Source organism: Microbacterium sp. 11MF, assembly GCF_000383475.1.
Lineage (GTDB): Bacteria > Actinomycetota > Actinomycetes > Actinomycetales > Microbacteriaceae > Microbacterium > Microbacterium aquilitoris.
Window position 1 is genome coordinate 702369 of sequence record NZ_KB911459.1, and the last position, 25274, is coordinate 727642.

Annotated in this window: 19 protein-coding genes; 8 read left to right on the forward strand and 11 right to left on the reverse strand. The window is 72.5% G+C overall.

Features of this window, described 5'->3' with window-relative positions; genetic code table 11:
- Positions 1–3 precede the first annotated feature (3 nt).
- Genes H286_RS0103375 through H286_RS0103385 form a run of 3 tightly spaced genes read right to left on the reverse strand, consistent with a single transcriptional unit; the run spans position 4 to position 2935 of the window.
- Positions 4–1140, reverse strand: a complete 1137-nt coding sequence (locus H286_RS0103375; RefSeq protein ID WP_018188267.1) for an Mrp/NBP35 family ATP-binding protein — start codon at positions 1138–1140, stop codon at positions 4–6.
- Complete coding sequence (locus tag H286_RS0103380) at positions 1137–1673, reverse strand: DUF1003 domain-containing protein (RefSeq protein ID WP_018188266.1); 537 nt, start codon at positions 1671–1673, stop codon at positions 1137–1139. Before H286_RS0103380 ends, H286_RS0103375 begins: the two co-directional genes overlap by 4 nt.
- On the reverse strand, positions 1673–2935 hold the full coding sequence (locus H286_RS0103385) for a magnesium transporter MgtE N-terminal domain-containing protein (protein ID WP_018188265.1): 1263 nt from the start codon (positions 2933–2935) through the stop codon (positions 1673–1675). Before H286_RS0103385 ends, H286_RS0103380 begins: the two co-directional genes overlap by 1 nt.
- 72 nt (positions 2936–3007) lie before the next feature.
- On the opposite strand from H286_RS0103385, the gene H286_RS0103390 reads away from it, so the two are divergent.
- Together H286_RS0103390 and H286_RS0103395 are read left to right on the forward strand one after the other, a co-directional pair.
- Positions 3008–3745 carry a general stress protein gene (locus tag H286_RS0103390; RefSeq protein ID WP_020097104.1) on the forward strand — a complete coding sequence of 246 codons (738 nt, stop codon included), beginning with the start codon at positions 3008–3010 and terminating at the stop codon, positions 3743–3745.
- Positions 3742–4413 carry an alpha/beta hydrolase family protein gene (locus H286_RS0103395; RefSeq protein WP_020097105.1) on the forward strand — a complete coding sequence of 224 codons (672 nt, stop codon included), beginning with the start codon at positions 3742–3744 and terminating at the stop codon, positions 4411–4413. The genes H286_RS0103390 and H286_RS0103395 overlap by 4 nt, the downstream gene beginning before the upstream one ends.
- On the opposite strand, the gene H286_RS0103400 is transcribed toward H286_RS0103395, so the two are convergent.
- The 3 genes from H286_RS0103400 to H286_RS0103410 are packed head-to-tail and all read right to left on the reverse strand — an operon-like array spanning position 4395 to position 8641.
- A complete protein-coding gene (locus H286_RS0103400) occupies positions 4395–6173 on the reverse strand; it encodes a gamma-glutamyltransferase family protein (RefSeq protein WP_020097106.1) in 1779 nt (592 codons plus the stop codon). The genes H286_RS0103395 and H286_RS0103400 overlap by 19 nt on opposite strands.
- A 4-nt stretch (positions 6174–6177) precedes the next feature.
- A complete protein-coding gene (locus H286_RS0103405) occupies positions 6178–7596 on the reverse strand; it encodes an aminopeptidase P family protein (RefSeq protein WP_020097107.1) in 1419 nt (472 codons plus the stop codon).
- Positions 7597–7627: 31 nt separating this feature from the next.
- Positions 7628–8641, reverse strand: coding sequence for an endonuclease/exonuclease/phosphatase family protein (locus H286_RS0103410; protein WP_020097108.1), 1014 nt, complete (start codon positions 8639–8641; stop codon positions 7628–7630).
- Between the two features lie 56 nt (positions 8642–8697).
- Between H286_RS0103410 and H286_RS0103415 the strand changes: the two genes are divergently transcribed.
- On the forward strand, positions 8698–9573 hold the full coding sequence (locus H286_RS0103415; protein WP_020097109.1) for a PHP domain-containing protein: 876 nt from the start codon (positions 8698–8700) through the stop codon (positions 9571–9573).
- 14 nt (positions 9574–9587) lie between these two features.
- On the opposite strand, the gene H286_RS0103420 is transcribed toward H286_RS0103415, so the two are convergent.
- Positions 9588–11105: a DEAD/DEAH box helicase gene (locus tag H286_RS0103420; RefSeq protein WP_020097110.1), complete on the reverse strand. Its 1518-nt coding sequence runs from the start codon at positions 11103–11105 to the stop codon at positions 9588–9590.
- Between the two features lie 144 nt (positions 11106–11249).
- Between H286_RS0103420 and H286_RS0103425 the strand changes: the two genes are divergently transcribed.
- Positions 11250–11984 (forward strand): ferritin-like fold-containing protein, encoded by a 735-nt coding sequence (locus tag H286_RS0103425; RefSeq protein ID WP_020097111.1) that lies wholly within the window; start codon positions 11250–11252, stop codon positions 11982–11984.
- Positions 11985–12013: 29 nt separating this feature from the next.
- On the opposite strand, the gene H286_RS0103430 is transcribed toward H286_RS0103425, so the two are convergent.
- Together H286_RS0103430 and H286_RS0103435 are read right to left on the reverse strand one after the other, a co-directional pair.
- A complete protein-coding gene (locus tag H286_RS0103430; protein WP_020097112.1) occupies positions 12014–12304 on the reverse strand; it encodes a hypothetical protein in 291 nt (96 codons plus the stop codon).
- A gap of 1 nt (position 12305) precedes the next feature.
- Positions 12306–12527 (reverse strand): DUF3107 domain-containing protein, encoded by a 222-nt coding sequence (locus tag H286_RS0103435; RefSeq protein ID WP_020097113.1) that lies wholly within the window; start codon positions 12525–12527, stop codon positions 12306–12308.
- A gap of 167 nt (positions 12528–12694) precedes the next feature.
- Here H286_RS0103435 and H286_RS0103440 point away from each other — a divergent pair, with 167 nt between their 5' ends.
- A complete protein-coding gene (locus H286_RS0103440) occupies positions 12695–15772 on the forward strand; it encodes an ATP-dependent helicase (protein WP_020097114.1) in 3078 nt (1025 codons plus the stop codon).
- Positions 15769–19047, forward strand: coding sequence for an ATP-dependent DNA helicase (locus H286_RS0103445; RefSeq protein ID WP_020097115.1), 3279 nt, complete (start codon positions 15769–15771; stop codon positions 19045–19047). Before H286_RS0103440 ends, H286_RS0103445 begins: the two co-directional genes overlap by 4 nt.
- A 15-nt stretch (positions 19048–19062) precedes the next feature.
- On the opposite strand, the gene H286_RS0103450 is transcribed toward H286_RS0103445, so the two are convergent.
- Positions 19063–20292 carry a phosphotransferase gene (locus tag H286_RS0103450; protein ID WP_231370877.1) on the reverse strand — a complete coding sequence of 410 codons (1230 nt, stop codon included), beginning with the start codon at positions 20290–20292 and terminating at the stop codon, positions 19063–19065.
- A 65-nt stretch (positions 20293–20357) separates the two neighbouring features.
- Here H286_RS0103450 and nudC point away from each other — a divergent pair, with 65 nt between their 5' ends.
- Together nudC and H286_RS0103460 are read left to right on the forward strand one after the other, a co-directional pair.
- On the forward strand, positions 20358–21260 hold the full coding sequence (gene nudC / locus H286_RS0103455) for an NAD(+) diphosphatase (RefSeq protein ID WP_020097117.1): 903 nt from the start codon (positions 20358–20360) through the stop codon (positions 21258–21260).
- The gene (locus H286_RS0103460; RefSeq protein WP_020097118.1) at positions 21257–22969 is read left to right on the forward strand and encodes an ATP-dependent helicase; all 1713 of its coding nucleotides are present in this window, start codon (positions 21257–21259) and stop codon (positions 22967–22969) included. Before nudC ends, H286_RS0103460 begins: the two co-directional genes overlap by 4 nt.
- A 788-nt stretch (positions 22970–23757) precedes the next feature.
- On the opposite strand, the gene H286_RS0103465 is transcribed toward H286_RS0103460, so the two are convergent.
- Positions 23758–25191, reverse strand: coding sequence for a zinc-dependent metalloprotease (locus H286_RS0103465; RefSeq protein WP_020097119.1), 1434 nt, complete (start codon positions 25189–25191; stop codon positions 23758–23760).
- Positions 25192–25274 lie beyond the last annotated feature (83 nt).

Genomic DNA, 25274 nt, shown 5'->3' on the forward strand with positions numbered 1-25274 from the left:
GGATCAGGAGCGCGAGACGGGCAGCGACCGCCCGGCCAGCGAGCGCCGCGTCGTGGCGATCGCATCGGCGATCGCGGAGATCGCCCGCGCCGCGGTGTCCTCGGGCTCGCCGATCACGACGGGGACGCCCACGTCGCCACCCCGCCGGAGCGCGGCGCTCAGCGGGACGGACCCGAGGAGCGGCACCGTGAGTCCGCCGACTGAGAGGGCGGCCGCGACGGCCTCGCCGCCGCCCTGACCGAACAGGTCGAGGACGCTGCCGTCGGGAAGCATGAACGCCGTCATGTTCTCGATGACCCCGATGACCGACTGGCCCGTCTGACGGGCGACGACACCGCTGCGCACAGCGACGTCGGCCGCCGCCGCCTGCGGAGTGGTCACGACGAGGACCTCCGCGTGGGGGAGCAGCTGGCCCACCGAGATGGCGACGTCCCCCGTTCCCGGCGGCATGTCGATCAGGAGCACGTCGAGGTCGCCGAAGTGCACATCGGTGAGGAACTGCTGCACCGTGCGATGGAGCATGGGACCGCGCCAGGCGACAGCGGGGGACGCATCCGGGGGCAGGAACATGCCGATCGAGATCGTCTTCACGCCGTGTGCCACGGGAGGCAGCATGAGGTCGTTCAGACGGGTCGGCTGCGGGGGCCGGCCATCCTCGTCGACGAGGCCCAGGAGCCCGGGGATCGAGAACCCGTGGACGTCCGCGTCGATGAGCCCCACGGCGAGTCCGCGGGAGGCCAAGGCGGCCGCGAGATTCGCGGTGACGGTGGACTTGCCCACACCGCCCTTGCCGCTCGTGACGGCGATCACCCGGGTCAGCGAGTCCGCGGTGAAGGGCATGCGCTTGGTGCCGCGGATCCGTTCCACGAGGGCGGAGCGCTCCGCCGCGGTCATGACGCCGACGTCGACCGCGACGTCGGCGATGCCCGGGACGGATGCCGCGGCATCCCGCACGTCGCGTTCGATGCGGTCCGCCGCGGGGCAGCCGACGATCGTCAGGGCGATGCCCACACGGGTGATGTCGCCGTCGACGGCCACATCGCGCACCATGTCGAGTTCGCCGAGCGGGCGGCGCAGTTCGGGGTCGATGACGGCCGACACCGCGGCGCGGACCTGCTCGGCGGTCGCGTGCGTACTCACGACGTCGAGTGCTCGTCGCCGGGGCGATCGTGGTCGCGCTCGTCGAGACGATCCAGCAGCGACCTCAGCTCCTGGCGGAGGACGTCGCGGCTCACCACCTCGCTCTGCATGTCGGTGAGCGCCATCCGCAAGGCCACGACCTCACGGGCGAGGTACTCGGTGTCGGCGAGATTCCGCTCGGCCCGCTGACGGTCCTGCTCGATCTGCACCCGGTCGCGGTCGTCCTGGCGGTTCTGCGCGAGGAGGATGAGCGGAGCCGCGTACGAGGCCTGCAGCGAGAGCACGAGGGTGAGGGCGGTGTAGCCGAGCGCCGCGTCGTCGAAGCGGAGCGACTCGGGGCCGATCGTGTTCCAGGTGATCCACGCGACGCAGAAGAGGGACAGGATCAGCAGGAAGACGGGGGTGCCCATCGCCCGGGCGATCCACTCGGTGAAGCGTCCGAACCGATCACGCGACGGCTGCGGCGTGCGGCTGAGGACGCTCGCCCGGCGACCGCGCGGTGCTTCGAACCCCGACTTCGGTGCGCGCGCCATCATCGCCGCACCCCCGGGGTCTGCCGCGGGGCATCCTGCGAACGCCAGTCATCGGGCAGGAGGTAGTCGATGACGTCGTCGACGGTGACGGTGCCGACGAGGTGCCGAGCCGAGTCGACGACGGGGAGCGAGACGAGGTTGTAGCTCGCGAGCAGACGAGCCACCTCGGCGGCGCTGGCCGAGACGGTGACCGGCTCCACGCTGTCGTCGATGATGGCGCCGAGCCGCTCGTGCGGCGGGTAGCGCAGCATCCGCTGGAAATGGACGACGCCGAGGAGACGCCCCGTCGGGGTCTCGTACGGGGGCAGCGTGACGAACACCGCCGCGGCCAGCGCGGGGTGCAGTTCGTGACGACGGATGAGGGCGAGGGCTTCGGCGACGGTCGCGTCGGCGGACAGCACGATGGGCTCGCTCGTCATGAGACCGCCGGCCGTGTCGGGCCCGTGCTCGAGGAGGGCCCGGACGTCCTCGGCCTCCTCGGGCTCCATCAGGTCGAGAAGCTGGCCGGCGCGGGCGTCGGAGAGCTGCCCCAGCACGTCGGCCGCGTCATCGGGCTCCATCGCGTCGAGGACGTCGGCGGCGCGCTCGTCGCCGAGGGCCTCGAGGATGTGGACCTGGTCGTCCTCGGGCATTTCTTCGAGCGCGTCGGCGAGTCGATCGTCGGGGAGCTCCTCGGCGACCTCGAGGAGGCGGTCCTCGGGGAGATCGAGAAGGGTGTTGGCGAGGTCGGCAGGCTTCAGCTCGGAGTACGAGGCCACCAGCAGCTCGGCGGACTGCGTCTGGCCGGCCACCTGCTCGTCGCGGACGTCGTTCCACTGCGCGAAGGTCGTCGGCCCCTTGGCAAAGGGCGAGGCGCTCGTCTTGGGGCGCCGGAGGAACAACTGACCGACGTGCCATTCGCCGAGGCGGTCGCGTTCGATCGCCACGTCCTCGATGACGGCGGAGCCCGACCCGTCCGTGAGGTGGACGCTGCGGCCGATGAGCTCGGTCATGACGCGCACCTCACCGCCCCGCTGCTCGAAGCGGCGCACGTTGATGAGGCCCGTCGTGATGACCTGACCGCTGGCGATCGAGGTCACGCGGCCGATGGAGAGGAAGACGTTCCTCCTGCCGGGGATCTCGACCACGAGGCCGACGACCCGCGGAGGGTCGTCCTTCCGGTAGATGACAACCACGTCGCGGACCCGTCCGAGCCGGTCGCCCGACGGGTCGAAGACGGCGCACCCGGTCAGGCGCGCGACGAAGACCCGCTGCGTACTCACCCGACCAGCGTAGTCGGCGGATACCTCACGGTTCCTGCGCCGACGCAAAGGGGCTCGTGGGAGACTGACACCATGAGCATGATGGGCGGGGCCCCGAAAGAGCACGGTGCGACGGTCGCGGAGTACACGTCGTACGAAGCGGCGCAGAAAGCCGTGTCGACGTTGATCGCCTCGGACGTGCCCGCCCCGGACATCGCCATCGTCGGGCGCGGACTGCGATCGGTCGAGCGCGTCACGGGGCGTCTGGGGTACGCGACGGCCGCCCGCTCCGGTGCGATCAACGGCGTCCTGCTCGGCCTGCTGTTCGCCGCCATCTTCGTGCTCGGGAGCCCGGGAGCCGTCCTGCAGCTCTTCGTCGGCGTCATGCTCGTCGGCATCGCGATCGGCATGCTCCTGAGCATCATCAGCTACTCGATCCTCCGTCGGCGACGCGACTTCACCTCGGTAACGCAGGTGATCGCCGACCACTACGACGTCACCGTGCTGTCGCGGAGCTTCGGTCGGGCCACCGAGCTGCTCGGTGGGTCGCGCACGTCGGCACCGCGTCCCGCGCCGCCCGTGGATCTGACCGACCCGCCGCGGTACGGCGAACGGATCGAGCCCGGCGCTGCCACTCCGCAGTCCGGGGAACGCGTCGATCCGGCGCCGTCCCCCGCCGCGGGCGAACGCGTCGACCCGGCCGCGCCACCGCAGTACGGCGAGCGTGTCGATCCTGCGCCGGCGCCTCCCGCGACGCCGCCCCAGACCGCTCCCGGTCAGGGAACTCCCGGCCAGCCGACCGGGCAGGCCGCCCCCGACGCTCCGCGATGATCGTCGTCGCCCTGCCCTCGGGCGGGGTCGAGCTCGACGCCTGGATGGACGAGGCGGACGATCCGAGAGCCGTCATCGCTCTCGCTCACGGCGCGGGGGCGGGTCACGAGCATCCGTTCCTGGTGGGTGCCGCGCGGGCGTGGGCGGACGCCGGCTTCACGACGGTCCGCTTCGACTTCCCCTACCGACACGCCGGGCGACGGATGCCGGGCCCCGCCGCACACGCCGTCGAGACGTGGGCCGCGGTCGAGACGTTCTGCCGCGAGGCGGCACCGGGCCTCCCGTTCGTCGCGGCGGGCAAGTCGTACGGCGGTCGCATGGCGTCGATGGCGGCGGCCGAGGGACGGATCGGGGCTGACGCGCTGGTGTACCTCGGGTATCCGCTGCACCCGCCCGGTCGACCCGAGAACGCGCGCACGGCCCATCTGCCCGCGGTGACCGCGCCGCAGCTTTTCCTGGCCGGCACCAAGGATCCGTTCCTGCAGCCGCTCGTTGACCTCGAAGCGGCCGTCGCCGCGTGCCACGATGCGGAGATCCGCTGGTTCGAGGGCGGCGGCCACTCGTTCGAGGTCGCGGGGCGGAAGCTCCCCGCAGACGAGGTGGGCGCGGCGACGGCGCGGTCGGCCGTCCCGTGGCTGACCGCCCGGCTTCAGCGCCCGGCCGCGTAGCCCTGCATGCCGCGGGGGTTGGCGGCGCCCCACAGGATGCCGGTGCCCCGGTCGATCCCGACCGCTGACAGCCGGCCGAGCGACCATTCGCCCGCCCTCGTGACGCGGTGGCCCCGCTCGGCGAGACCGGTCAGGACGGCGTCGTCCAACCGCTCCTCGGCGACGAGGCCGATCGGGTCCCACGTGCGCGGCCAGAACGAGTCGACCATCGCCGCCGTGTGCAGCGTCGGAGCCTCGATGGCCTGCTGCGCGGTGTACGCGCCGACGAGCATCCGCAGCAGCATCGGCAACTGCCACTGGTCCTGCTGGTCGCCGCCGGGTGTGCCCATCGCGATGCGGGTGGTCCCGTCGTGGACGAGCGTCGGGGACAGGGTCGTCCGCGGGCGATCGCCCGGCCGGAGCGCGGCGGGGGAGGCGTCGTCGAGCCAGCACATCTGCAGTCGCGTCCCGAGGCAGAAACCCAGTGAGGGGATCGTGGGGGAGGACTGCAGCCAACCGCCGGACGGGGTGACGGACACGATGTTGCCCCACCGGTCCACGACGTCGATGTGGCACGTGTCGCCGCGGGTGGCGCCGGTGCGGTCGACCGTAGGCTCGCCCGTCCCTGCGGCGGACGCACCTTCCTGCCGGAGCGGTGGCTCCCACGGTTCCGCTCCGGGGAGTGCGGCGGGCCGCCACCGCGACGACGCGTGGTCACCGATCTCCGCGCGCCGGGAGGCGATGACGGCGTCCGAGAGGAGGGGGCCGGCGTCCGCGCCCTCGCCGAAGTACGCGTCGCGGTCGGCGAGGACGAGCTTCAGGACCTCGATGACCGTGTGCGCACCCGTGAGGGTCGAGGGGTCCAGGTCGGCCTCCGGAAGGGGCTCGAGGATGCGCAACGCCTCGAGCAGGGCGGGTCCCTGGGACCAGGCATCCGCTTTGAACACCGTCCGACCGCGGAACGGCACCGACATTGGCGTCTCGTAGCGCGCCGGTGCGTCGATGAGGTCGTCGGGGGTCAGGACGGCGACATGATCGGTGCCGCTGGAGTGGCGATGCGGACGCGAGAGGAAGGCGCAGGCGTCGGTGAGCAGGCGCCGCCATTCGGCTCGCGCCGCGTCGATGCCGACCGCCCGGTCATCCGCCTGTCCGGCCGCGGCGGCGACGCGCCGGAGGACATCCGCGTACGCGGCGTTGCGGTGAAGGTCGCCTGCCGCCGGGACGCGGCCGTCCACGAGCCACAGCTCGGCCGACGACGTCCAGTGGTCCCGGAACAGGTCGGCGACCCGGCCGATGGTGGCTGCGGCCGCCGGCAGCAGCGGATGCCCGTCGTCGGCGTAGTCGATCGCGTACGCCACGACGTCGGCCACCGACCACGTCCCGTGGTCGCGGAGGAGGAGGAGCCATGCGTCGACGGCGGCCGGGATCGCCGCCGCGAGGCCGCCGGCCCCGGGGACGAGATCGAGTCCCTCACCTCGGAAATGGCTGATCGTCGCGCCGGCGGGCGCCGCGCCCTGGCCCATGAGGACCGTGGGGGCCGCGGCATCCGCCGGTTGGAAGAGTCCGACGAGATCGCCGCCGGGACCGTTGAGGTGCGGTTCGACGATGTGCAGTACGAACCCACCCGCGCAGGCGGCGTCGAACGCGTTGCCGCCGCGCTCGAGCACGGCTTGAGCGACCGCGGTCGCCGTCGCATGGGTCGACGCGGCCATGCCGAACGTCCCCGTCAGCTGGGGTCGCGTCGTGAAAGCGGGCGGCGGTGTGTAGGCGGACGCGGTCATCGATTCAGGCGCGGGCGCGGGCGATCCAGGCCTCGATGTCGTCGGCGGTGCGCGGGATGTGGGCGGAGAGGTTCACCGGCCCGTTCTCGGTCATGAGGATGTCGTCTTCGATGCGCACGCCGATCCCGCGGTACTCCTCGGGCACGGTGAGATCGTCGATCTGGAAGTACAGGCCCGGCTCGATCGTGAAGACCATGCCCGCCTCGAGCACGCCGTCGTAATACATCTCGCGTCGCGCTTCTGCGCAGTCGTGCACGTCGATCCCGAGGTGGTGGCTCGTCCCGTGGACCATGTAGCGGCGGTGCTGACCGCCGCGGTCGGCGTCGAGCGCCTCCTCTGCGGTGACCGGGAGCAAGCCCCACTCGGCGGTCCGCGCGGCGATGACCTCCATCGCGGCCTCGTGGATCGCGCGGAACTTCACGCCCGGGCGGGCTGCCGCGAACGCCGCGTCCGCTGCTTCCCGCACGGTCTCGTGGATGCGGCGCTGCACGGGCGAGAACGTGCCCGACACGGGGAGGGTCCGCGTGATGTCGGCGGTGTAGAGGCTGTCGACCTCGACGCCGGCGTCGATGAGGACCAGATCGCCGGGGACCACGGCGCCGTCGTTGCGCGTCCAGTGCAGGTAGCAGGCATGAGGACCGGATGCCGCGATCGTGTCGTACCCCTCGCCGTTGCCGTCCGTGCGGGCGCGCAGGTGGAACACGCCCTCGATGGCACGCTCGCCGCGAGGGGTGTCGATGATGCGGGGGAGTTCGGCGACGATGTCGTCGAAGCCGCGACCGGTGGCCTCGACGGCGAGGCGGAGCTGGGCGATCTCGTACGGGTCCTTCACCAGGCGCAGCTCGGAAACGAAGCGCGTGAGCTCGTCATCGGCCTCGAGGGCGAGGTCGTCGTCGGTGCTCGTGAACGCATCGACGTGGGCCGTCGCGAGTCCGAGGTCGGCGGCGACCGCTTCGAGGGAGGGGCGCGGGCCGATCCAGAACTCGCCGATGGATGCGTCGGCGTAGAACTCGGTCGTCGTGCGATCGGCGCGCTCGCGCAGGTAGAGGGTCACGTCGTGACCGCCCTCGACGGGTTCGAAGACCAGGACGGAGTCGGGCACGGCGTCGGCGCCCCAGCCGGTCAGGTGCGAGAAGGCGGAGTGGGCACGGAACGGGTAGTCGGTGTCGTTCGAGCGCTGCTTGAAGGAGCCGGCGGGGATGACCAGGCGCGACCCCGGGAACGCGGCCGAGACGGCGGCTCGACGTGCGGCGGCGTAGGGGGCTTCGGCTCGCTGCGGCGGCAGGGAGGCGGGCCGCTCGGCCCATCCGGTCGAGATCGACTCGAGGAAGCCCGCGGGGAAGGGCTGCTTGCGGTTCGTGGTCGCTGCCGCCGGGGTCTCGGTGGTCTCCTGGGCGATGGTGTCGCGCTCGTCGGTGGTCATCTTCCCAGTCTCGCACCGACCGTCGACCTCGTCAGCCCACCGGCTCCAGTTGCACGATGACGGGGCGGTGGTCTCCGCCGGACCCGTCGAGGGAGGTCACCACGACCGAGCCGGTGGCGCGCCAGGCATCCGTCGTCATCACGTGGTCGATGGGCGCACCCAGCAGAGCCGGCCAGGCCGTGTCCCAGGTCCCGACCGCGCCGTTGCCCGTCGTCGAAGCGGCGTCCTGGCAGCGTCCGAGGGTGCCGCCGTGGGTGCCGAGCCGGCTCATGTGGTCGATCGTCGCGTTGAAGTCGCCCGCCAGGATGACGTTCGCGCTCGCGCACTGGTCCGCGATCCAGCGGAGGTCGCTGCGCCAGTGCGCCATGTCGTTCTGCCTCGGCGCGACGGCGTGGACGGCGACGACGGTGGGGCCCTCCCCGTTGACGGGCATCGCGACCACGCTCGGCACGACGGACGTGTTCTTCGTCCCGGAGGAGTCCGATTCGACCACGGCGTAGTCGCCGAGGTCGGGGGAGATCAGGAGCGTCGTGTAGGTGGCATCCCACCCCTGGTAGTTCTCCTCGTGCACCCACATGGGGTTGCCGCGCTCGCGCATGGCCACGGCGATCGCCTTGCCGGTCTCGTCGGTGGTCTCGGGGAGAGCGACGATGTCGACGTCCATCGCGATGGCCGTCGTCACGATCGCGTCGACGTCGGTGGCTTCGCCGGCGGTGTTCCACGTCATGACGCGGACGCTGTCGGCGGTCGGCTCGGGGAGCCCCGACGTCCCGAGGCCGCGGAAGGCGAGGATGCCGACGTTCGCCGCGCAGGCGAGGATGCCGATCATCGCGAGACCTGCTCCGAAGCCGCGTGTGCGGCGCCCGAGGCAAACCAGCAGACCGATGAGCGCGAGGACGGCGAAACCGACGGCGACGACGGGTCGCAGCGACACGAGCTGCGCGATCGGGAAGGTCTGCTCGAGACGGAAGAACTGAGGCCACGTCAGGATCGCTGCGCCGACGGCGGCGGCGATCGTGAAGAGAATCCCCGTCAGTCGCAGCACATCACGACACTAAGCGGGCAGGCTGGGGACTTTCTGCGCGCGGTACGCTCGTGACCATGTCCGCAGGGTCCTCCGCTCCATCGGCCCCGCACGGGCCCGGCGATCTCCACCTGCACTCGGACCACTCCGACGGCACCGAGCCGCCCGCGGTCGTCATGGCCGCCGCTCACCGTCACGGCATCCGGACGGCCGCCCTCACCGATCACGACACCACGTCGGGGTGGGCGGAGGCAGCGGATGCCGCCGTCTCTCTCGGGATGTCGTTCCTGCCGGGGATGGAGCTGTCGGCGCGGCACGAGTGGCGGAGCGTCCACGTCCTCGCCTATCTCATCGACCCCGAGGACGCGGGCCTGCGTGCCCTCACCGATCGCATCCGGCGGTCGCGGCTCACCCGTGCGCGGACGATGGCCGAGCGCATCGGACGCGACTACGACCTCACGTGGGAGGACATCGAGGCCCAGACGGCGGAGGGCGCGACCGTGGGGCGTCCCCACATCGCCGACGCCCTCGTCGCCCGCGGGCACGTCCGCGATCGCGGCGAAGCGTTCGGCGGCATCCTCTCACCGGCCAGCGAGTACTACGTGGCCCTGTACGCGCCCGATCCGGTCACCGCCGTCGCGGCCGTGGCAGGCGCGGGAGGCGTCCCCGTGATTGCGCACCCCGCCGGGCGGGCGGGACTCCTGCCGAACCGCGTCGTCCGCGGAATGCTCGACGCCGGCCTCGCCGGGTTCGAGCTCGGGCACCGCGAGAACGTCGAGCCCGCGCTCGGGGAGTTGCGGCGCCTGGTCGCGGAGCGGAACCTCATCGCGACCGGGTCGAGCGATTACCACGGTCGCGGCAAGCCGAACGTGCCGGGGGAGAACACCACGTCCGAGGACGCGATCGCGCGGATCGTCGCCCTCGGGACGGGGAGCGCGGTCGTCACGCCGTAGCGCGACGACCCGGCTCAGGCGCCGGGGATCGGTGCTGCGCCGCCGGATCCGCCGCGGCGGCGGCGACGGCGCCGCGCGGGGGCGGGCTTGCCGTCGTGGTGCTCCTTGCCGGCCCCGTCGTGCGTGCCGGCGCCGTCCACGGCGCGGTCCGCCGAATCCGACGTCGAGTTCGCCGAGTCGGATGCCGCGGCGCCGGGCTCCTGCTCGAACGTCGAACCGACCTTGACGTCGTCCCCGCGGCGGCGACGGCGACGACGGCTGGTGCCGGCATCCGCTGACTGGTCCGCGGCGGCGTCTGCAGCCCGGGCGGGCGCCGCGGACGAGCGCGCGGGAGCGGCCTTGGGGGCGGCGGTGATGCGACCCTTGGTGCCGACGGGGATGTCGAGCTCCTCGAACAGGTGAGGGCTCGACGAGTAGGTCTCGAGGGGTTCGGGCTGGCCGAAGTCGAGCGCCCGGTTGATCAGCGCCCACTTGTGCAGGTCGTCCCAGTCGACGAAGGTCACCGCGATGCCCGTCTTGCCGGCACGGCCGGTGCGGCCGGCGCGGTGGAGGTACGTCTGCTCGTCATCGGGGATCGTGTGGTTGATGACGTGGGTCACGTCGTCCACGTCGATGCCGCGCGCGGCGACGTCGGTCGCGATGAGGACGTCGCGCTTGCCCGCCTTGAAGGCGGCCATCGAGCGCTCGCGGGCCTCCTGGCTCATGTCGCCGTGGACGGCGCCGGCGCTGAAGCCGCGGTCGCTGAGCTCGTCGACGAGGCGCTGGGCGGCGCGCTTGGTGCGCGTGAAGATGACGGTCTTGCCGCGACCCTCGGCCTGCAGGATGCGTGCGATGACCTCGTCCTTGTCGAGCGAGTGCGCCCGGTAGACGAGGTGCTTGATGTTGGCCTGCGTGAGGCCCTCGTCGGGGTCGCTCGCCCGGATGTGGATGGGGTTCGACATGAAGCGGCGGGCGAGCGCGACGATCGGGCCCGGCATGGTCGCCGAGTAGAGCATCGTGTGACGGACGGGCGCGACTTTCTGGAAGATCTTCTCGATGTCGGGGAGGAAGCCGAGGTCGAGCATCTTGTCTGCTTCGTCGAGCACGACCTCGGTCGCATGCGACAGGTCGAGCAGACGCTGGTTGTTGAGGTCGATGAGTCGGCCCGGGGTGCCGACGACGATCTGCGCGCCGGCCTTGAGCTGGTCGATCTGACCCTCGTAGGCCTTTCCGCCGTAGATGGCGACGACGCTCGTGGCGCGGCCCGAGGTCAGCATGTCCATGTCTTCATAGACCTGAACGGCGAGCTCGCGCGTCGGGACGACGATGAGGGCCTTGACGCCGGGCTCGGGGTTCAGGCCGAGGCGCTGGACGACGGGGATGCCGAAGCCGAAGGTCTTGCCGGTACCGGTCTTCGCCTGGCCGATGATGTCCTGGCCGGGAAGGCCCAGCGGAATCGTCTGCTCCTGGATGGGGAACGTGTCGACGATCCCCTTGGCGGCGAGGGTGTCGACGATGTCCTGGTCGACGCCGAGCTCTGCGAACGTGGTCATGCTTCTCCGTGCCTGTCTGGCGGTGAGATGCCGCCGTGATGTGGGTCCACGCCCTTCACTCAGCCCCAGGCGCGGGGTCCCGATCCGACGCCGGGACGGATCCACCCTACCGGAGGGGTGCCTCCCGCCCCGTAGGCTGGCCCCGTGGTGAGGTGGTTCTGGCAGCGACGGCGACCCCCCGGGCGCATCCTGCGGTTGCGGTCCCGCGATGAGGCGAGCGACGTTCGCCGTGTCGACTTCCAGCAGCTCGCCCCCGACGTCGCGACGTACCTCGGTCAGGCCGCCTACCTGCAGCTCGGCTACGTCGAGACGCTGAGCTCGGTCATCGAACGCAGTCCGGAGCTCGCGCACAAGGAGTCTCTGTCCCGTGCCGCCGGCGCGGCGCTGTTCAAGCATCAGGCCCTCGTGGCGCTCATCCGCGACCGCGGTGACGATCCGCTCGAGCTCATGCTGCCGTTCCGCGAACCGCTCGACGCGTTCCGTCGGGCGACCCACGGCATCCGTCCCCTCGAGACCATGCTGACGGTGCACGTCACCGCGGGCCTGCTCGACGACTTCTACCTCTCGCTGTCGGGGAGCTACGGCGACACGGGCCGCCGCGCCGCCGCCATCCTCCGAGCGGATGCCGACCGGTCACCGCTCGTCGGCATCATCACCGACGCCATCGCGGCCGACGACGAACTGCGGTCGCTTCTCAGCCTGTGGGGGCGCCGACTCGTGGGCGACACGCTCCTGGTCGCCCGGGGCGCACTCCGCTCGGGCGCCGCAGAGCGCCCGGGTGCGCTCGATCGGGACGACGAGAAGCAGGTCGAGCCCGTGTTCACGCAACTGCTCGGCGCGCACTCGCGACGGATGACCGGCATCGGCCTCGACGCCTGAGAGGGCGCGGGCTCCCGAGGAGGCGCGGGCTAGGCGATGCCGAGTTCGGTGCGCGTCCGCGCGTCGTGTGCGGCGCGCAGCCGCGACAGCACGAGCAGAGCGGTGGGCGTCACCACGACGGGGACGGCGATGCTCACGAGCCAGATCCATCCCTGATCCGGACCGACCCCGGCCCACGTCATGGCTGTCCAGGTGCCGGCACCCAACAGGCTCCCCAGCAGGGGGCCGAGGGCCACGCCGCGCAGGGAGCGCAGCGGCAGCGCGTAGTGCGCGGCCGCCCCGGCGATCGCCCCGAAGACCAGTGCCAGGACGACGAGCATGTCAGGCGACGAAGCCGACGCGCCGGGACTGGTCGGTGCCGACCTCGACGAACGTGATGCCCGCCGTGGGGATGAAGTAGGTCGCGCCCTTCGCGTCGGCGAGGGTCACGTAGCTCGCGCCGCTGTCGAGGGCGGTGATGATCGTCTGCTTCACGGCGTCGGCCGTCTCGTTCGAGTCGAAGCCGAGCTCGCGCGAGTTCGCGATGCCGATGCGGATCTCCACGGTGATGCCTGCCTTTCCCGGCCCGGGTCTCCGAGCGCTTCTCGAGCCTACGACACCCGCTCCCGCCGTGGCCGCGGGCCCGCGCTCGCTGTCGGCGAACGCGGCTGCGCCCGGCGTGCGGGAGGGGTGGTGCACCGGTGTCGGCGACGCCGATTAGCGTGGAGCGCATGCCCGCCGCGCCCCTCCGTTCCGACCCGGCGCAGGATGCGGTGTCCTCCCTCCCCTCCGACGCGTCCGGTGTCGTGATCGGAGCTCCCGGCACCGGCAAGACCTCGACCCTGGTCCGTCGCGTCGTCGCGCTCGTCGACGGCGGGATGCCGCCCGAGCAGATCCTCGTGCTCACCCCCACGCGCACGGCGGCCACAGCGCTCCGCGACCGCCTCGCCGTCGGCGTGGGCGTGGCGACGAGCGGCCCGCTGGCCCGCTCCGTCGCCGCCTTCGCCTATCAGGTCGTCCGCGCGCACGCCGTCCACCGCGGTGACGAGCCGCCGCAGCTGCTCACCGGCCCCGACGAGGACCGCATCATCGGCGACCTTCTCGCCGGCGACGCGGAGGACGAACAGAGCGGGCCGTCGCGATGGCCGGAATGGCTGCCCGCAGACATCCGCTCCGGCGCGGGTCTGCGCGCGGAGATCCGCGCCTTCCTCGCCGAGATGACCACCCTCGGCATCGAACCCGAGCAGCTCGCGGCGCGCGCCGCGGCGACCGACCGCCCCGTCTGGGCATCGCTCGCATCCTTCGCGCACGAGTACCGCGCCGTCCGCGCCCGCATGCGCGGCGCGCACCGTGACGCGGCGGGTCTGGTGCGCGAAGCGGTCGGGCTCCTCCGTGACGCTCCCGCGGGCTCGCCCGCTCTCGGCGCGGTCGCGGGACTGCGCGCCATCCTCGTCGACGATGCGCAGGAGGTCACCCTGGGCGGGGTCGAACTGCTGGAGGCGTGCCGGATGCGGGGCGTCGCGGTGCTGGCCTTCGGCGATCCGGACGTCGGATCGGGGTCCTTCCGCGGCGCCCGCCCCGAGAACTTCGCCCGCCTCGCCACGACCACGTACGTCCTGGGCAGCGTGCACCGGGGGACCGCCGCCCAGCGCGACCTCACCGCCCAGGTCACGTCCCGCATCGGCGCGGCGGGATTGGTGGCGCACCGGCATCCGCCCGTCGGCCTCGAGGCCGACGACAGCGTGCGCGCCTTCGCGCTGCGCTCGGGGGCGGAGGAATTCGATCTGATCGCCCGGCTCCTGCGCGAGCGGCACGTGCACGACGGTGTCCCGTGGGAGCAGTGCGCGGTCATCGCCCACGATTCGCGTCAGGTGACGGCGCTCGAGGCGGAGCTGTCCGCTCGCGACGTCCCGACCGCCGCCGTCGGCCCCGCGCGAGCCCTTGCCGAGACGCCGATCGTGCGCGACCTCCTGCGCGCGGTCGACCTGGCCGCCGTCGCCACCGAGCTCCGCACCGACGACGACGTGCTCGACGTGCTCGTCGGCGGGGGACTCGATCCCGTCGAGCTGCGGCGGCTGCGCGCCGCCCTCCGCCACGCCGAGCTGCGATCGGGTGGGGAGAGGTCGGCTCGCGAACTGCTGGCGGCGGGCGTGCGGCATCCGATCGAGTTCGACGTCATCGACACGCCCGAGGCGCGACGCGCGGCTCGACTCTCGCGGACGCTCGCCGAGGTGGGCGAGCAGCTCCAGTCGGGTGCGACCGCGCACGAGCTGCTGTGGACGGTGTGGGAGCAGCGGGGACTCGAGCGCCAGCTGCGCACACTCGCCGACGGCCAGGGTCCGCTCGCCGATCAGGCGCGGCGTGACCTCGACGCGGTCGTCGCCCTCTTCGAAGCCGCGAAGCGTCACGGCGAGCGGGAGGACGGCACGGCGCCGATCGATCACCTCCGCGCGCTGCTGTCGTCCGAGGTCGCCGAGGACCGCCTGCGGACCGGGACGGTGGCCAGCGGCGTCCAGATCTCGACGCCGGCAGCGGCGCTCGGGCTCGAGTTCGACACCGTCGTCGTCGCCGGTGTCCAGGACGGCGTCTGGCCGAACCTGCGCCTGCGGGGGAGCCTGCTCGAGACGGCGCGGCTCGCCGAACAGGACGCCGACGTCGACACCGCCGACCGCCGACGGGCCGTACTGCACGACGAGCTGCGGCTGTTCGCGCGCGCCGTCTCGCGAGCACGGTCGCATCTCGTCGTGACCGCGGTCGACGACGACGATTCCGGCCCGAGTGTGCTGTTCGAGCTCCTGCCTCCCGCGGCGCCGGCTCCGCGTGCTGCGGAGCACCCCCTGACCCTCCGAGGGCTGGTCGCGAGCCACCGACGCCGTCTGACCGACCCGCGCACCACCGAATCCGATCGGACGGATGCCGCCGGGCAGCTCGCATTGCTCGCGGCGGCGGGCGTGCCGGGTGCCGACCCGGCCCAGTGGTACGGCCTCGCCGAGCCGACCTCGACAGCCCCGATCCGCGACCTCGACGCCGAACCCCTGCGCATCTCGCCCTCCCGCATCCACGCACTGGAGCAGTGTCAGCTCGATTGGGTGATCGGTGATCTCGGCGGCGATCCGGGCGGCGCCGTGGCGGGTCTCGGGACCCTCCTGCATGCCGCGCTCGAGCATGCCGACGCGGCGGACCCCGAGGCGCTGTGGGCGTTCGTCGAGGAAGGCTGGTCGCAGCTCGAGTTCGAGGCGGCCTGGATCGACGAGGCCGAACGCCGCCGCGCCCGCGACCTCGTGTCGCGCCTCGCCGCCTACCTCCGCGAGACCGAGCGAGCCGGCACGACCCTCGTCGGCGCCGAGCCCCACTTCGAGGTGCCGCTGCCGGTGGCGGATGCCGCGCATCCCGCGATCCTCTCGGGCTACATCGACCGGGTCGAACGGACGAGGGACGGACGCATCGTCATCGTGGACCTCAAGACCGGCCGGAGCGAGGCGACGAGCGACCGCGCCGCGGTCGACAATCCGCAGCTCGCCGCCTACCAGCTCGCGTTCGAGCGGGGGGCGATCCCCGAGGTGGCAGGCGCCGCGCCGGGCGGAGCGAAGCTGCTCGTCCTGAAAGGCACCCGGAACGCACCGTACGCCGAACCGCGCCAGGAACCTTTCGACGACGAGACGCGCGCCGCGTTCCTCGGCCGCGTCGACGAGGCCGTCCGCGTGATGCGGGGGACCTCGTTCGTCGCCCCGTTCGAGGAGCACTGCCGTGACGACCACAGCCGTGGCCTCTGCCGCATCCACACGATCGGTCCGGTGAGTTCCGCGTGAGCACCGCTCTCCTGCGTCCCGAGACCGTCGCGGCGGCCCTCGGACAGTTCCCGCCGACGCCCGAGCAGTCGGCTGTCATCTCCGCCCCCCTCGCCCCGGCTCTCGTCGTCGCCGGTGCCGGCAGCGGCAAGACCGAGACGATGGCGGGCCGCGTCGTGTGGTTGGTCGCGAACGGACTGGTCCGCCGGGACGAGGTGCTCGGCCTGACCTTCACGCGCAAGGCCGCGGGCGAGCTCGCAGAGCGGATCGGCTCGCGCCTGCGCCGCCTGGCCGAGTTCGAGCGGCGCGGTCTGCTTCCGCACCTCGAGCGGCTGAACGACGAGGGTCGACTCGTCGTGTTCGGCGAGCTGGAGCGAGCCGGCGCGCCCGAATCGGCGCGCCGCGCGGCGCTCGACGCGCTGGCCCCCGAGCCGACCACCCCCGAAGCGGGCGACGCTCTGCTGGAGCGCCCCGCCGTGTCGACCTACAACAGCTTCGCGGACGCCATCGTGCGCGAGAACGCGGTCCGCATCGGGCGCGATGCCGAAGCGGTCGTGCTCAGCGAGTCGGCCGCGTGGCTGCTCATGCGTCAGGTGGTGCTCTCCTCCGACGATACGCGCCTGCCCGATCGCATCGAGCGGCCGTCGACGATCATCGATGCGGCGCTGCGGATCGCACGCGACAGCGTCGACAACCTCGCCGACCTCGATGACCTCGACGCCTTCGCGGAGGAGTTCCAGGGCGTCCTCGAGCGGCCCAGTCAGCGAGCCGCCACCACCGTGTACGCCGACGTGCGGACGGCGGCCGAGAAGGTGTCCGGGCTCGCCGTCCTCACCTCGCTCGCCCGCACCTACGAAGCCGAGAAGCGGCGGCGGGGCCTCATCGACTTCTCCGACCAGGTGGCCGGCGCCCTCCAGGTCGTCCGCGCCCACCCGTCGGTCGCCGAGGAGCTCCGCCAGCGTTACCGGGTCGTGCTCCTCGACGAGTACCAGGACACGTCCGTCGTGCAGACCGACCTGCTGGCCACCCTCTTCCGCGACACGGCGGTGATGGCCGTCGGCGACCCGCACCAGTCCATCTACGGCTGGCGCGGCGCGAGCGCAGGCAACCTCGGCGACTTCGCGCGGTCGTTCGACCCGGATGCCGGGGCCCGCACCTACTCGCTCCTGACGAGCTGGCGAAACGGCGTCGACGTCCTCCGCGCGGCGGGCGCCGTGCTCGCGCCGCTGGAGGCACCCGTCGAGGTGGGGACGCTGAGACCTCGCGAGGGCGCGCCGACGGGTCGCGTCGACATCGTGGTCGAGACGGACGTCGACGCCGAAGCGGATGCCGTCGCCGAATGGTTCGGAGCGGTACGGGACGAGCGGCGCCGAGGTGGGCGGTCGACGACGGCGGCCGTCCTCGTCCGCAGCAAGAAGCACATGCTCCGATTCGCGGACGCGCTGGGGCGACGCGGCATCCCGCATCGGATCCTCGGACTCGGGGGGCTTCTCTCGACGCCTGAGGTGGTCGACGTCGTCTCGGCCCTCCGCGTGATCAGCGACCCGCGGGCCGGGTCCGCCCTCATCCGCCTGCTCTCGGGGCCCCGCTGGGCGATCGGGCTCGCCGACCTCAGGGAGCTGGCTCAGGTCGCCGCGCGTCTCGTCCGTCACGACACCGCCCTGCAGCCCCTGCCTCCCGAGCTCGCCGAGACGATCCGCTCGTCGGCGGGGGACGAAGGCGGCTCACTCGTCGCCGCTCTCGACTTCGTGGCCCGTCAGAAGCCCGACCACGGCTGGCTCGCCGGGTTCACCCCCGCGGCGCGGGAGCGCCTCCGTGACGCGGGATCGGTGTTCGCCGGGCTCCGGCGAGCCGCGGGTCTGCCGATCCCCGAACTCGTGCGTCTCATCGAGAACGAGCTGCGCCTGGACATCGAGCTCGCCGCGAACGAATCGCGCGGTCCGGCACGGACGGCATCCGATCAGCTCCGGGCGTTCATCGACGAGCTCCACGGCTTCCTGCAGACGGATGAGCGGGGTTCGCTCCCGAGCCTGCTGGCCTGGCTCGATCGGGCGGAGCGAATCGACGAGTTCGCCCCGCGCACCGAGCCGCCCGAGGACGACGTGGTCCAGCTGCTCACGATCCACGGGTCGAAGGGCCTCGAGTGGGATGCCGTGGCCGTCGTCCGAGGCGTCGAGGAGGAGCTGCCTGCCCGCTTGCAGGATTCGAAGGGATGGCTCGGATTCGGTGTGCTGCCGTACTCCTTCCGCGGCGACCGGGAGTGGCTGCCCGATCTGCGGTGGCGCGCACCCGACGCCCCCTCCCAGCAGGACCTCAAGACGGCGCTCGGGTCGTTCACCGACGGCATCCGGGAGCGCCACCTCGCCGAGGAGCGTCGTCTCGCCTACGTCGCGGTCACGCGCGCCCGCGAGCACCTGCTGATCTCTGCCTCGCCGTGGGCCGGCACCAAGAAGCCCCGTGAGGTCAGCCGGTTCGTTCGCGAGATCGCGGAGGAACTCGGGATCGCGCTTCCCGACGCGGACGTCGCCGAAAACCCGTACGAGGGTGCCCGGGCGACGCTCGACTGGCCGATCGACCCCCTCGGATCGCGCGCACCCCGGGTGCGGGAGGCCGCGGCCCGGGTCGAGGCGGCGATGAACGCCCCGGCGGCGACCCCGACACGCGACCTCGACCTGCTCCTCGCCGAGCGTGCGGCGCGCGCGGCCGGCCGCGAGAGGGTCGCGCCCACCCGCATCCCCGCATCCCGGTTCAAGGACTTCGTCGCCGACTACGACGCGGCGGCGACGGCGGTCGCCCGCCCCCTGCCCGAACGGCCCTACCGGCAGACGCGGCTCGGAACGCTGTTCCACGCGTGGGTCGAGCAGCGGTCCGGTCTCGTCGGTCGGTCGCGCTCGGTCGACGACGTCCTCTGGGACGACGACGAATCGGTCTCGATGTCACCGGCCGACGCGGATGCGCTCGACCGGCTGCGCGACGCGTTCCTGGCGTCCGAGTGGGGTCCCCTTCAGCCGATCGAGGTCGAGACGGAGATCGATTTCGTCGATCCCGATGCGCTGGGCGACGGCCGTCCCCACATCGTCATCTGCAAGCTGGATGCGGTGTACCGCCGGGGCGACCGGATCGAGATCGTGGACTGGAAGACAGGCCGCCCGCCGCGCACCCCGGCCGAGCGCACCGAGCGGATGCTCCAGCTCGAGCTGTACCGCAGGGCCTACCACGCCAAGCACGGGGTTCCGATGGACCGGATCGACGTCGTGCTGTTCTACGTCGCCGACGGTCTCATCCTCCGCGGCTGACGAGGCGGCGGCGGGTCAGGCGGTTCCCGTCCAGCGGCGGAGCGCGTTCTTCGCGGCGTCGTCGGGGTCGCTCTCCTCGGCGGGGGTCTCCGCCTGTGCACCCGCCCAGTCGCCGAACTCGAGGGCCTCGGTCTCCTGGTCGACGACGGATGCTGCCGGCGCCGCATCGTCGTCCTCGTACCCGTCGAGCATGCCGGGGTCGTAGGCATCGGTCTGCATGGAGGTGTCGATGGCCCCCGTGGTGCTGGCCGGCACGCGCCCCAGTGCGGCCAGGGCGTCGTCGATGCTGACGGTCCCCGATCCGATCGGCGCCTCGTCGCGGACGCTCTCGTCGAGGGACTCGAGGAGGGCCACGGCATCCGTCATGACCGACTCCGACGCCGTGTCGTGACCGTGCACGAGCCACTTGGCGAACTCGAGCTCGGCGTGCAGCCGGGCGCGCTCGGCGAGCATCGCGTCGGGGGCGCGCCCGCTCGCCGCGGCGTAGGCCACGACGACGTCCGCGGCGGCGTCGGGTGCGCTGGCGACCCAGCGCAGATCCTCCGCGGGGTCGCCGACGCTCAGCCCGCCCCAGTGGAGTAGCCCGGCGACGGTGGGAACCCCCTCGACGTCGGTCAGGGTGAAGGATGCCGGATCGACGCCGCCGAGGATGACGGTGGGTTCGAGGTTCCACAGCGCATCCAGCGCGACAGCCCGGCTCCACCGTCGCAGGAGGCCGAAGGGCAGTCGTCCGGTCGACTCGGCGCGGTCCAGGAGACGCTCGGTGTCCGCCCGCACCTGCGCGGCCGTGCGGGCGGCCAGGCCCGTGCCGTGGACGATGGAGGTGGGGAGCTCGTGGATGCCGGCGATGGCGGCCGCGATGGCGGTTGCGACGCCGCGCCCCGGCGGGACGTGGGCGGCGTCCACCCGATAACCGGCGAGGTAGGTCTGCACGCGCGCCGTGCGGCCGCCGACGCGGGAGGTCCCGAGGGTCTCGGGGGCTCGGAAGGGCAGCATGGCCCGGACTCCGGGCGTGAGGGCGCCGAGCGCCGTCGTCTCGCGGACGGCGTCCGCCTCGGCCTCGTCGCTCTCGGGAACGCGGACGACGAGCCGGGTGCCGTCGTCGAGGTGGAGGAGCGCGCTGTCGTACCGGTGGCCGACGTCTTCGCTGAGTGCAGCCGCACCCGTGATGCTCGTGCGCACACCCGACGCCTGCGAGAGAGCCGCCGTGGCGGCCGCGGCTAGAGTGAGAGGAGAGCGTGCCATGCCCCCCAGGGTAGGCGGGGCACGGCCCCGCGCCCCCCACGCCACGCCCGCAAGAGAGGTCCTCGATGACGACGAAGGACGTCCCGCCGCCCCTGGCGCGAGCGGTCATCGACCGTGCAGCCGAAGAGCGGCTCGACGAAGGTCTGCTCACCCGCATCCGAGCGGATCGCGACACGCGCGTGCTGCTGCTTCACGGCGACCGCGCGCCGCTCGACGAGAACTCGGCGCTGCGCTGGCTCACCCCCGAGGCCGTTCCCGGTGACGCCGTCTGGGCGTTCCTCGGCCGCGATTCCCAGCACCGCGCGGTCGCCGTGGCGGCCGTGTCGCCGAAAGCCGACGAGCCGACGGTGGATGCCGCGGGGTGGGGGAGTCTGCGCGTCGTCGGAGGCGATCTCGACGCCGACGAGGCGGGCCGCTTCGTGCAGGGGCTGAGCCTCGGTCGCTGGCTGCTCGACGCCCCGTTCTGCCCGGCTTGTGGCGGGGCGACCGAGATCCGGCAGGCGGGCTGGTCCCGCCGGTGCGTCGTCTGCGGTCGCCAGCACTTCCCCCGGACCGACCCCGCCGTGATCGTCGCCGTCGCGAGCTCGGACGGGGAGCGTCTGCTGCTCGGGCGGAACGCCGCGTGGGGCGACATCCCGACCTATTCGACGTTCGCGGGGTTCGTCGAGGCCGGCGAGTCGCTCGAGACCACCGTCGAGCGCGAGGTCGCCGAGGAGGCGGGCGTCCGCCTCGACCGCATCGTCTACCGCGGATCGCAGGCGTGGCCGTACCCGCGCTCGCTCATGCTCGGCTTCACCGCCTTCGCCGTCGCCGACGATGAAGCCCGTCCCGACGGCGAGGAGATCCTCGACGTGCGGTGGTTCACCCGGGCGGAGATCCGCGAGGCTCTGGCGGGTGGCGGCGACATCCGTCTTCCCGGGCCGGCCTCCATCGCCCGGAGCCTCATCGTCCGATGGGTCGGGGAGTGAGCGCGGACCCGCTCGCCGACCTCGACGACCGCCAGCGCGAGGCGGCGAGCACCCTCCGCGGTCAGGTGTGCGTCCTCGCCGGCGCCGGCACGGGGAAGACGCGCGTCATCACCCACCGGATCGCGCACGGCGTCGACACCGGCGCCTATTCGCCGCAGCGCGTCATGGCGGTCACCTTCACAACGAAGGCGGCCGGCGAACTGCGGGGCCGGCTCCGAGCACTCGGCGTCGAGGGCGTCGCGGCCCGCACCTTCCACGCCGCGGCCCTCGCCCAGCTGAACTTCTTCTGGCCTCAGGTCGCACGCGACACCGCGCCGGCGATCGTCGACAGCAAGGTGAAGCTCCTCTCGCACGCGGCGGACGGGATCGGTCTACGACTGGATGCCTCGACGCTGCGCGATGTGGCCTCCCAGATCGAGTGGCGGAAGGTCACGATGCGCTCGATCGAGGACTACGCCGACGTTCGGCCCGGCGGCATCCCCGGGCTGTCGATCGACCCCCTCGTGGGCCTCCAGCGCGCCTACGAGAAGCTGAAGGACGAGCGTCGCCAGCTCGATTTCGAGGACGTCCTGCTCGCCTGCGCCGGGATGATCGAATCCGAGCCGCGCGTCGCCGCTGCCGTTCACGAGCAGTACCGCCACTTCACCGTCGACGAGTACCAGGACGTCTCGCCCGTGCAGCACCGCCTGCTGCAGCTGTGGCTGGGCGATCGCAAGGATCTGTGCGTCGTCGGCGACGCGAGCCAGACCATCTACTCGTTCGCCGGCGCCGACCCCCGCTACCTGCTCGAGTTCGCCGAGCGCGACGACGACGTCACCGTCGTCCGCCTCGAACGCAACTACCGATCGGATGCCGCGGTCCTCGCCGTCGCGAACGAGCTCATGCGCGGGCGACCCGGCGCCCTGCAGCTCGTGACACCGGCGCCCGCCGGCCCCTCGCCCGAGGTGACGTCCTACGAGGACGACGCGGCCGAGGCGAACGGCATCGCGGACCGGATCGCCGCGCAGCTCCGGGAAGGTGTCGACCCGCACGACGTCGCCGTGCTCTACCGGCTGAACGCGCAGTCGGCCCCGCTCCTGGCCGCCCTCTCGAGCCGCGGCATCCCGGCGACGGTCCTCGGAGGTAAGCGGTTCTGGGACCTCCCCGAGGTGCGCCAGGCGCTCATGGCCCTCCGCGGTGCCTCCGTCGCGCCGCTGTCGGGTTCGTTCATCGCCACGGTGCGCGACGTCCTGCGATCGCTCGGACTGACCGACGAGGCACCCCCCGCCGGCGGCGCGCTGCGCGAGGCCTGGGAAGCGCGGGCCGCGGTGCTCCGCCTCGCCGAGGAAGCGCCCGACGGGACCACGCTGCGAGGCTTCACCGACGAGCTCACCGCCCGCGCCAAGGCGCAGCACGAACCCGCGATGCGCACCGTCACCCTCGCGACCCTTCACGCCGCGAAGGGCCTCGAATGGCCCCACGTCCACCTCATGGGTCTCAGCGAAGGGCTCCTCCCGATCTCGTACGCGACGACGTTCGAGCAGATCGACGAGGAGCGGCGTCTCGCCTACGTGGGCGTCACGCGGGCCGCGCGAACGCTGTCGCTGTCGTGGGCGCAGCGGTCGGGGAACCGGGAGCGTCAGCGCTCCAGATTCCTTCAGGAGATCGGCAGAGGCACCCTGCGTGAGGGCGGTGTTCGCGGCTCTCGCGCACCCCGTCCGCGGCGCTGAGGACGACGGAGCGTCCGACCGCGCCGCTGCGCAGCATTCGGGCCGCGAGGGTCGCCGCCTCGACCAGCAGGAGCGGGTCGGTGGGGACCGACGGTCGCGCGAGCAGCTGCGCCGCCACGAGCGGCCAATCGGGGTCGCGATCGCGCCGATACGCGTGGACGCAGGCGATGCAGGCGGTCTCCCCGGGGACGACGAACGGACCCACGACGACACGGTCGCCCGACAGCTCGATCGGAAGATGGGGGATGTCGTTCGCGGTGAGCCGCGCGGCGCGATGCGGATCGACCAGGCGCGACGCGACGACGACGATCGGTTCGGGCGCCGTCGGCAGAGGCCATCGGGCGGTGTCGACGACGTCCAGTCCCGCGGCCTGCATCCCGCCGACGAGCGTGGTCTCGTCCTCGTGGCGCAGATCGGCCGGCAGCTCGACCCGGACGGCCGGTGCGGGCGCCGCCTCGGGAGCGAGGGCCTTCTCTATGCGACGCAGGAACGCATCCGCTTCGTCGTCGGTCGCACCGAGCTCCCGCGCCAGCGGCGCGAGCCGTGCATCCGGGATGCCGCTCACGAGGGCATCGAGCAGACGCTCCTGCCACGGCGTCAGACCGGTGAGCGGTCGCTCGTCGTCCATCCCGAGCTGGACGCTGGTCGGGGTCCGCCACAGCGGGGGATGAGAGGGGGCGAGACGCAGCATGCCGCGATTCTGACGTCGCGTCCCCGCGTCCGCCGGGGCCGTCCACAGGCGAACGCTGAGGACAGGCCTCAGAGCCGCTGTGGAGGAGGCTCGGGGATCAGACGGGCCGCGGCCCCGTCGGGCCGTCCTCGCCGGGCGCATCCGGCTCGTCTGGCTCGTCGTCGGCAGGAGCCGCATCCGTCGGATGCTCCGCGGCTGCCTCCTCGTCCAAGAGGGCCGCGAGGGCGTCGTCGAACGCATCGCGTTCGGGCTCCTCGCCGCGCTCGCTCGCCTGCAGCCGTGCCACCAGCGCGGCCGGATCGTCAATGTCCTCAGCCGTCGGGATCAGGTCGGGGTAATCCCAGAGGCGGTCGCGGACCGTCGGACCGACGGCATCCGTCACCGCGCGCCACATGGCGGCGGCTTCGCGCAGTCGACGGGGACGCAGTTCGAGGCCGACGAGGGAGGCCATCGCCTGTTCGCCGGGCCCGCCGACGGCGCGGCGGCGGCGGACGGCCTCGGCGATGCGGTCGGCGGAGGGCACGCGCGCGGTCGCGTCGGCGGTGACGACGTCGACCCAGCCCTCGATGGTCGCGAGGAGGTTCTCGAGCCTCGTCAGGGCGGCGACCTGCGCCTCGGAGCGCTGGGGGAGGAGGGCGCCGCTCTCGATGGCCGCCTTCAGCTCTTCGGGGGCGGACGGATCAAACCGCGAGGCGAGGTCCTCGAGGGCGTCCGTGTCGACGTGGACGCCGCGCGCGAAGTCGGTCACCTGTGAGATGACATGCAGGCGCAGCCACTTCGCGTGACGGAACAGTCGCGCGTGGGCGAGTTCGCGGGTGGCCAGCACGAGCGCGAGCTGGTCCTCCTCGATCTCGAGGTCGCGGCCGAAGTCCGCGAAGTTCTGCGGCAGGATCGCCGCGTCCCCCGTGGGCATGAGAGGGATGCCGACGTCGCCACCGCTCACGACCTCGAGCGACAGGCGTCCGATCACCGCACCCAGCTGCGACGCGAACAGAGCGCCGCCCACGCGGCGCATGAGGCGTCCCGCGCCCTGGATGGCCGAACGCATCTCCTCGGGCGTCTGCGACTCGAGCGCTGCCATGAGCGCGTCGCTGATCGACGTCGCCACCGGCTCGGCGAGCTCCTGCCACACCGGGAGGGTCGCCTCCACCCACTGGCCGCGGGTGATCGGCTGCGGAGCCTGCGCGAGCTCGGCGATCGCCGTCACCTCGCTGAGCCACAGCGCGGCGAGGGCGAAGGCCTGATCGAACTCGGTCCGCGACCCTGCCGTGATCCCCAGCCCGTCCTGATTCGCGATGTGCAGGGCCTGGGTCTTCGCGGCGGACCAGTCGAGGCCGTCGTCGTCCCCGTCACCGGCCATCGCCGCCTGGAACTGGCGCATGATGTTCTGCATCATCGCGGGGTCGATGCCCATGCCCGACAGCTGGCGGAGCTGCTCGGGGTCGATTCCGCCCTGACCGCTGAGCATGCGTCGGAGCATCTCGGCGAGGTCGTCGTCGCCGGGCAGATCGTCGTCCGAGGGATCGGTCATGTCAGGCGCCTTTCAGCAGGGGTGAGACGTCTCGTTCTACGCTAGTGGCAGGTTTTCTCCGCCCGGTCCGAGCGGGAGACGTC

Bases quoted from the DNA above. Each gene is read 5' to 3' on its own strand.
- H286_RS0103380 (WP_018188266.1), bottom strand. From the start codon at position 1,673: ATGGCGCGCGCACCGAAGTCGGGGTTCGAAGCACCGCGCGGTCGCCGG.
- H286_RS0103390 (WP_020097104.1), top strand. From the start codon at position 3,008: ATGAGCATGATGGGCGGGGCCCCGAAAGAGCACGGTGCGACGGTCGCG.
- H286_RS0103395 (WP_020097105.1), top strand. From the start codon at position 3,742: ATGATCGTCGTCGCCCTGCCCTCGGGCGGGGTCGAGCTCGACGCCTGG.
- H286_RS0103400 (WP_020097106.1), bottom strand. From the start codon at position 6,173: ATGACCGCGTCCGCCTACACACCGCCGCCCGCTTTCACGACGCGACCC.
- H286_RS0103405 (WP_020097107.1), bottom strand. From the start codon at position 7,596: ATGACCACCGACGAGCGCGACACCATCGCCCAGGAGACCACCGAGACC.
- H286_RS0103415 (WP_020097109.1), top strand. From the start codon at position 8,698: ATGTCCGCAGGGTCCTCCGCTCCATCGGCCCCGCACGGGCCCGGCGAT.
- H286_RS0103420 (WP_020097110.1), bottom strand. From the start codon at position 11,105: ATGACCACGTTCGCAGAGCTCGGCGTCGACCAGGACATCGTCGACACC.
- H286_RS0103430 (WP_020097112.1), bottom strand. From the start codon at position 12,304: ATGCTCGTCGTCCTGGCACTGGTCTTCGGGGCGATCGCCGGGGCGGCC.
- H286_RS0103440 (WP_020097114.1), top strand. From the start codon at position 12,695: ATGCCCGCCGCGCCCCTCCGTTCCGACCCGGCGCAGGATGCGGTGTCC.
- H286_RS0103450 (WP_231370877.1), bottom strand. From the start codon at position 20,292: ATGGCACGCTCTCCTCTCACTCTAGCCGCGGCCGCCACGGCGGCTCTC.
- nudC (WP_020097117.1), top strand. From the start codon at position 20,358: ATGACGACGAAGGACGTCCCGCCGCCCCTGGCGCGAGCGGTCATCGAC.
- H286_RS0103465 (WP_020097119.1), bottom strand. From the start codon at position 25,191: ATGACCGATCCCTCGGACGACGATCTGCCCGGCGACGACGACCTCGCC.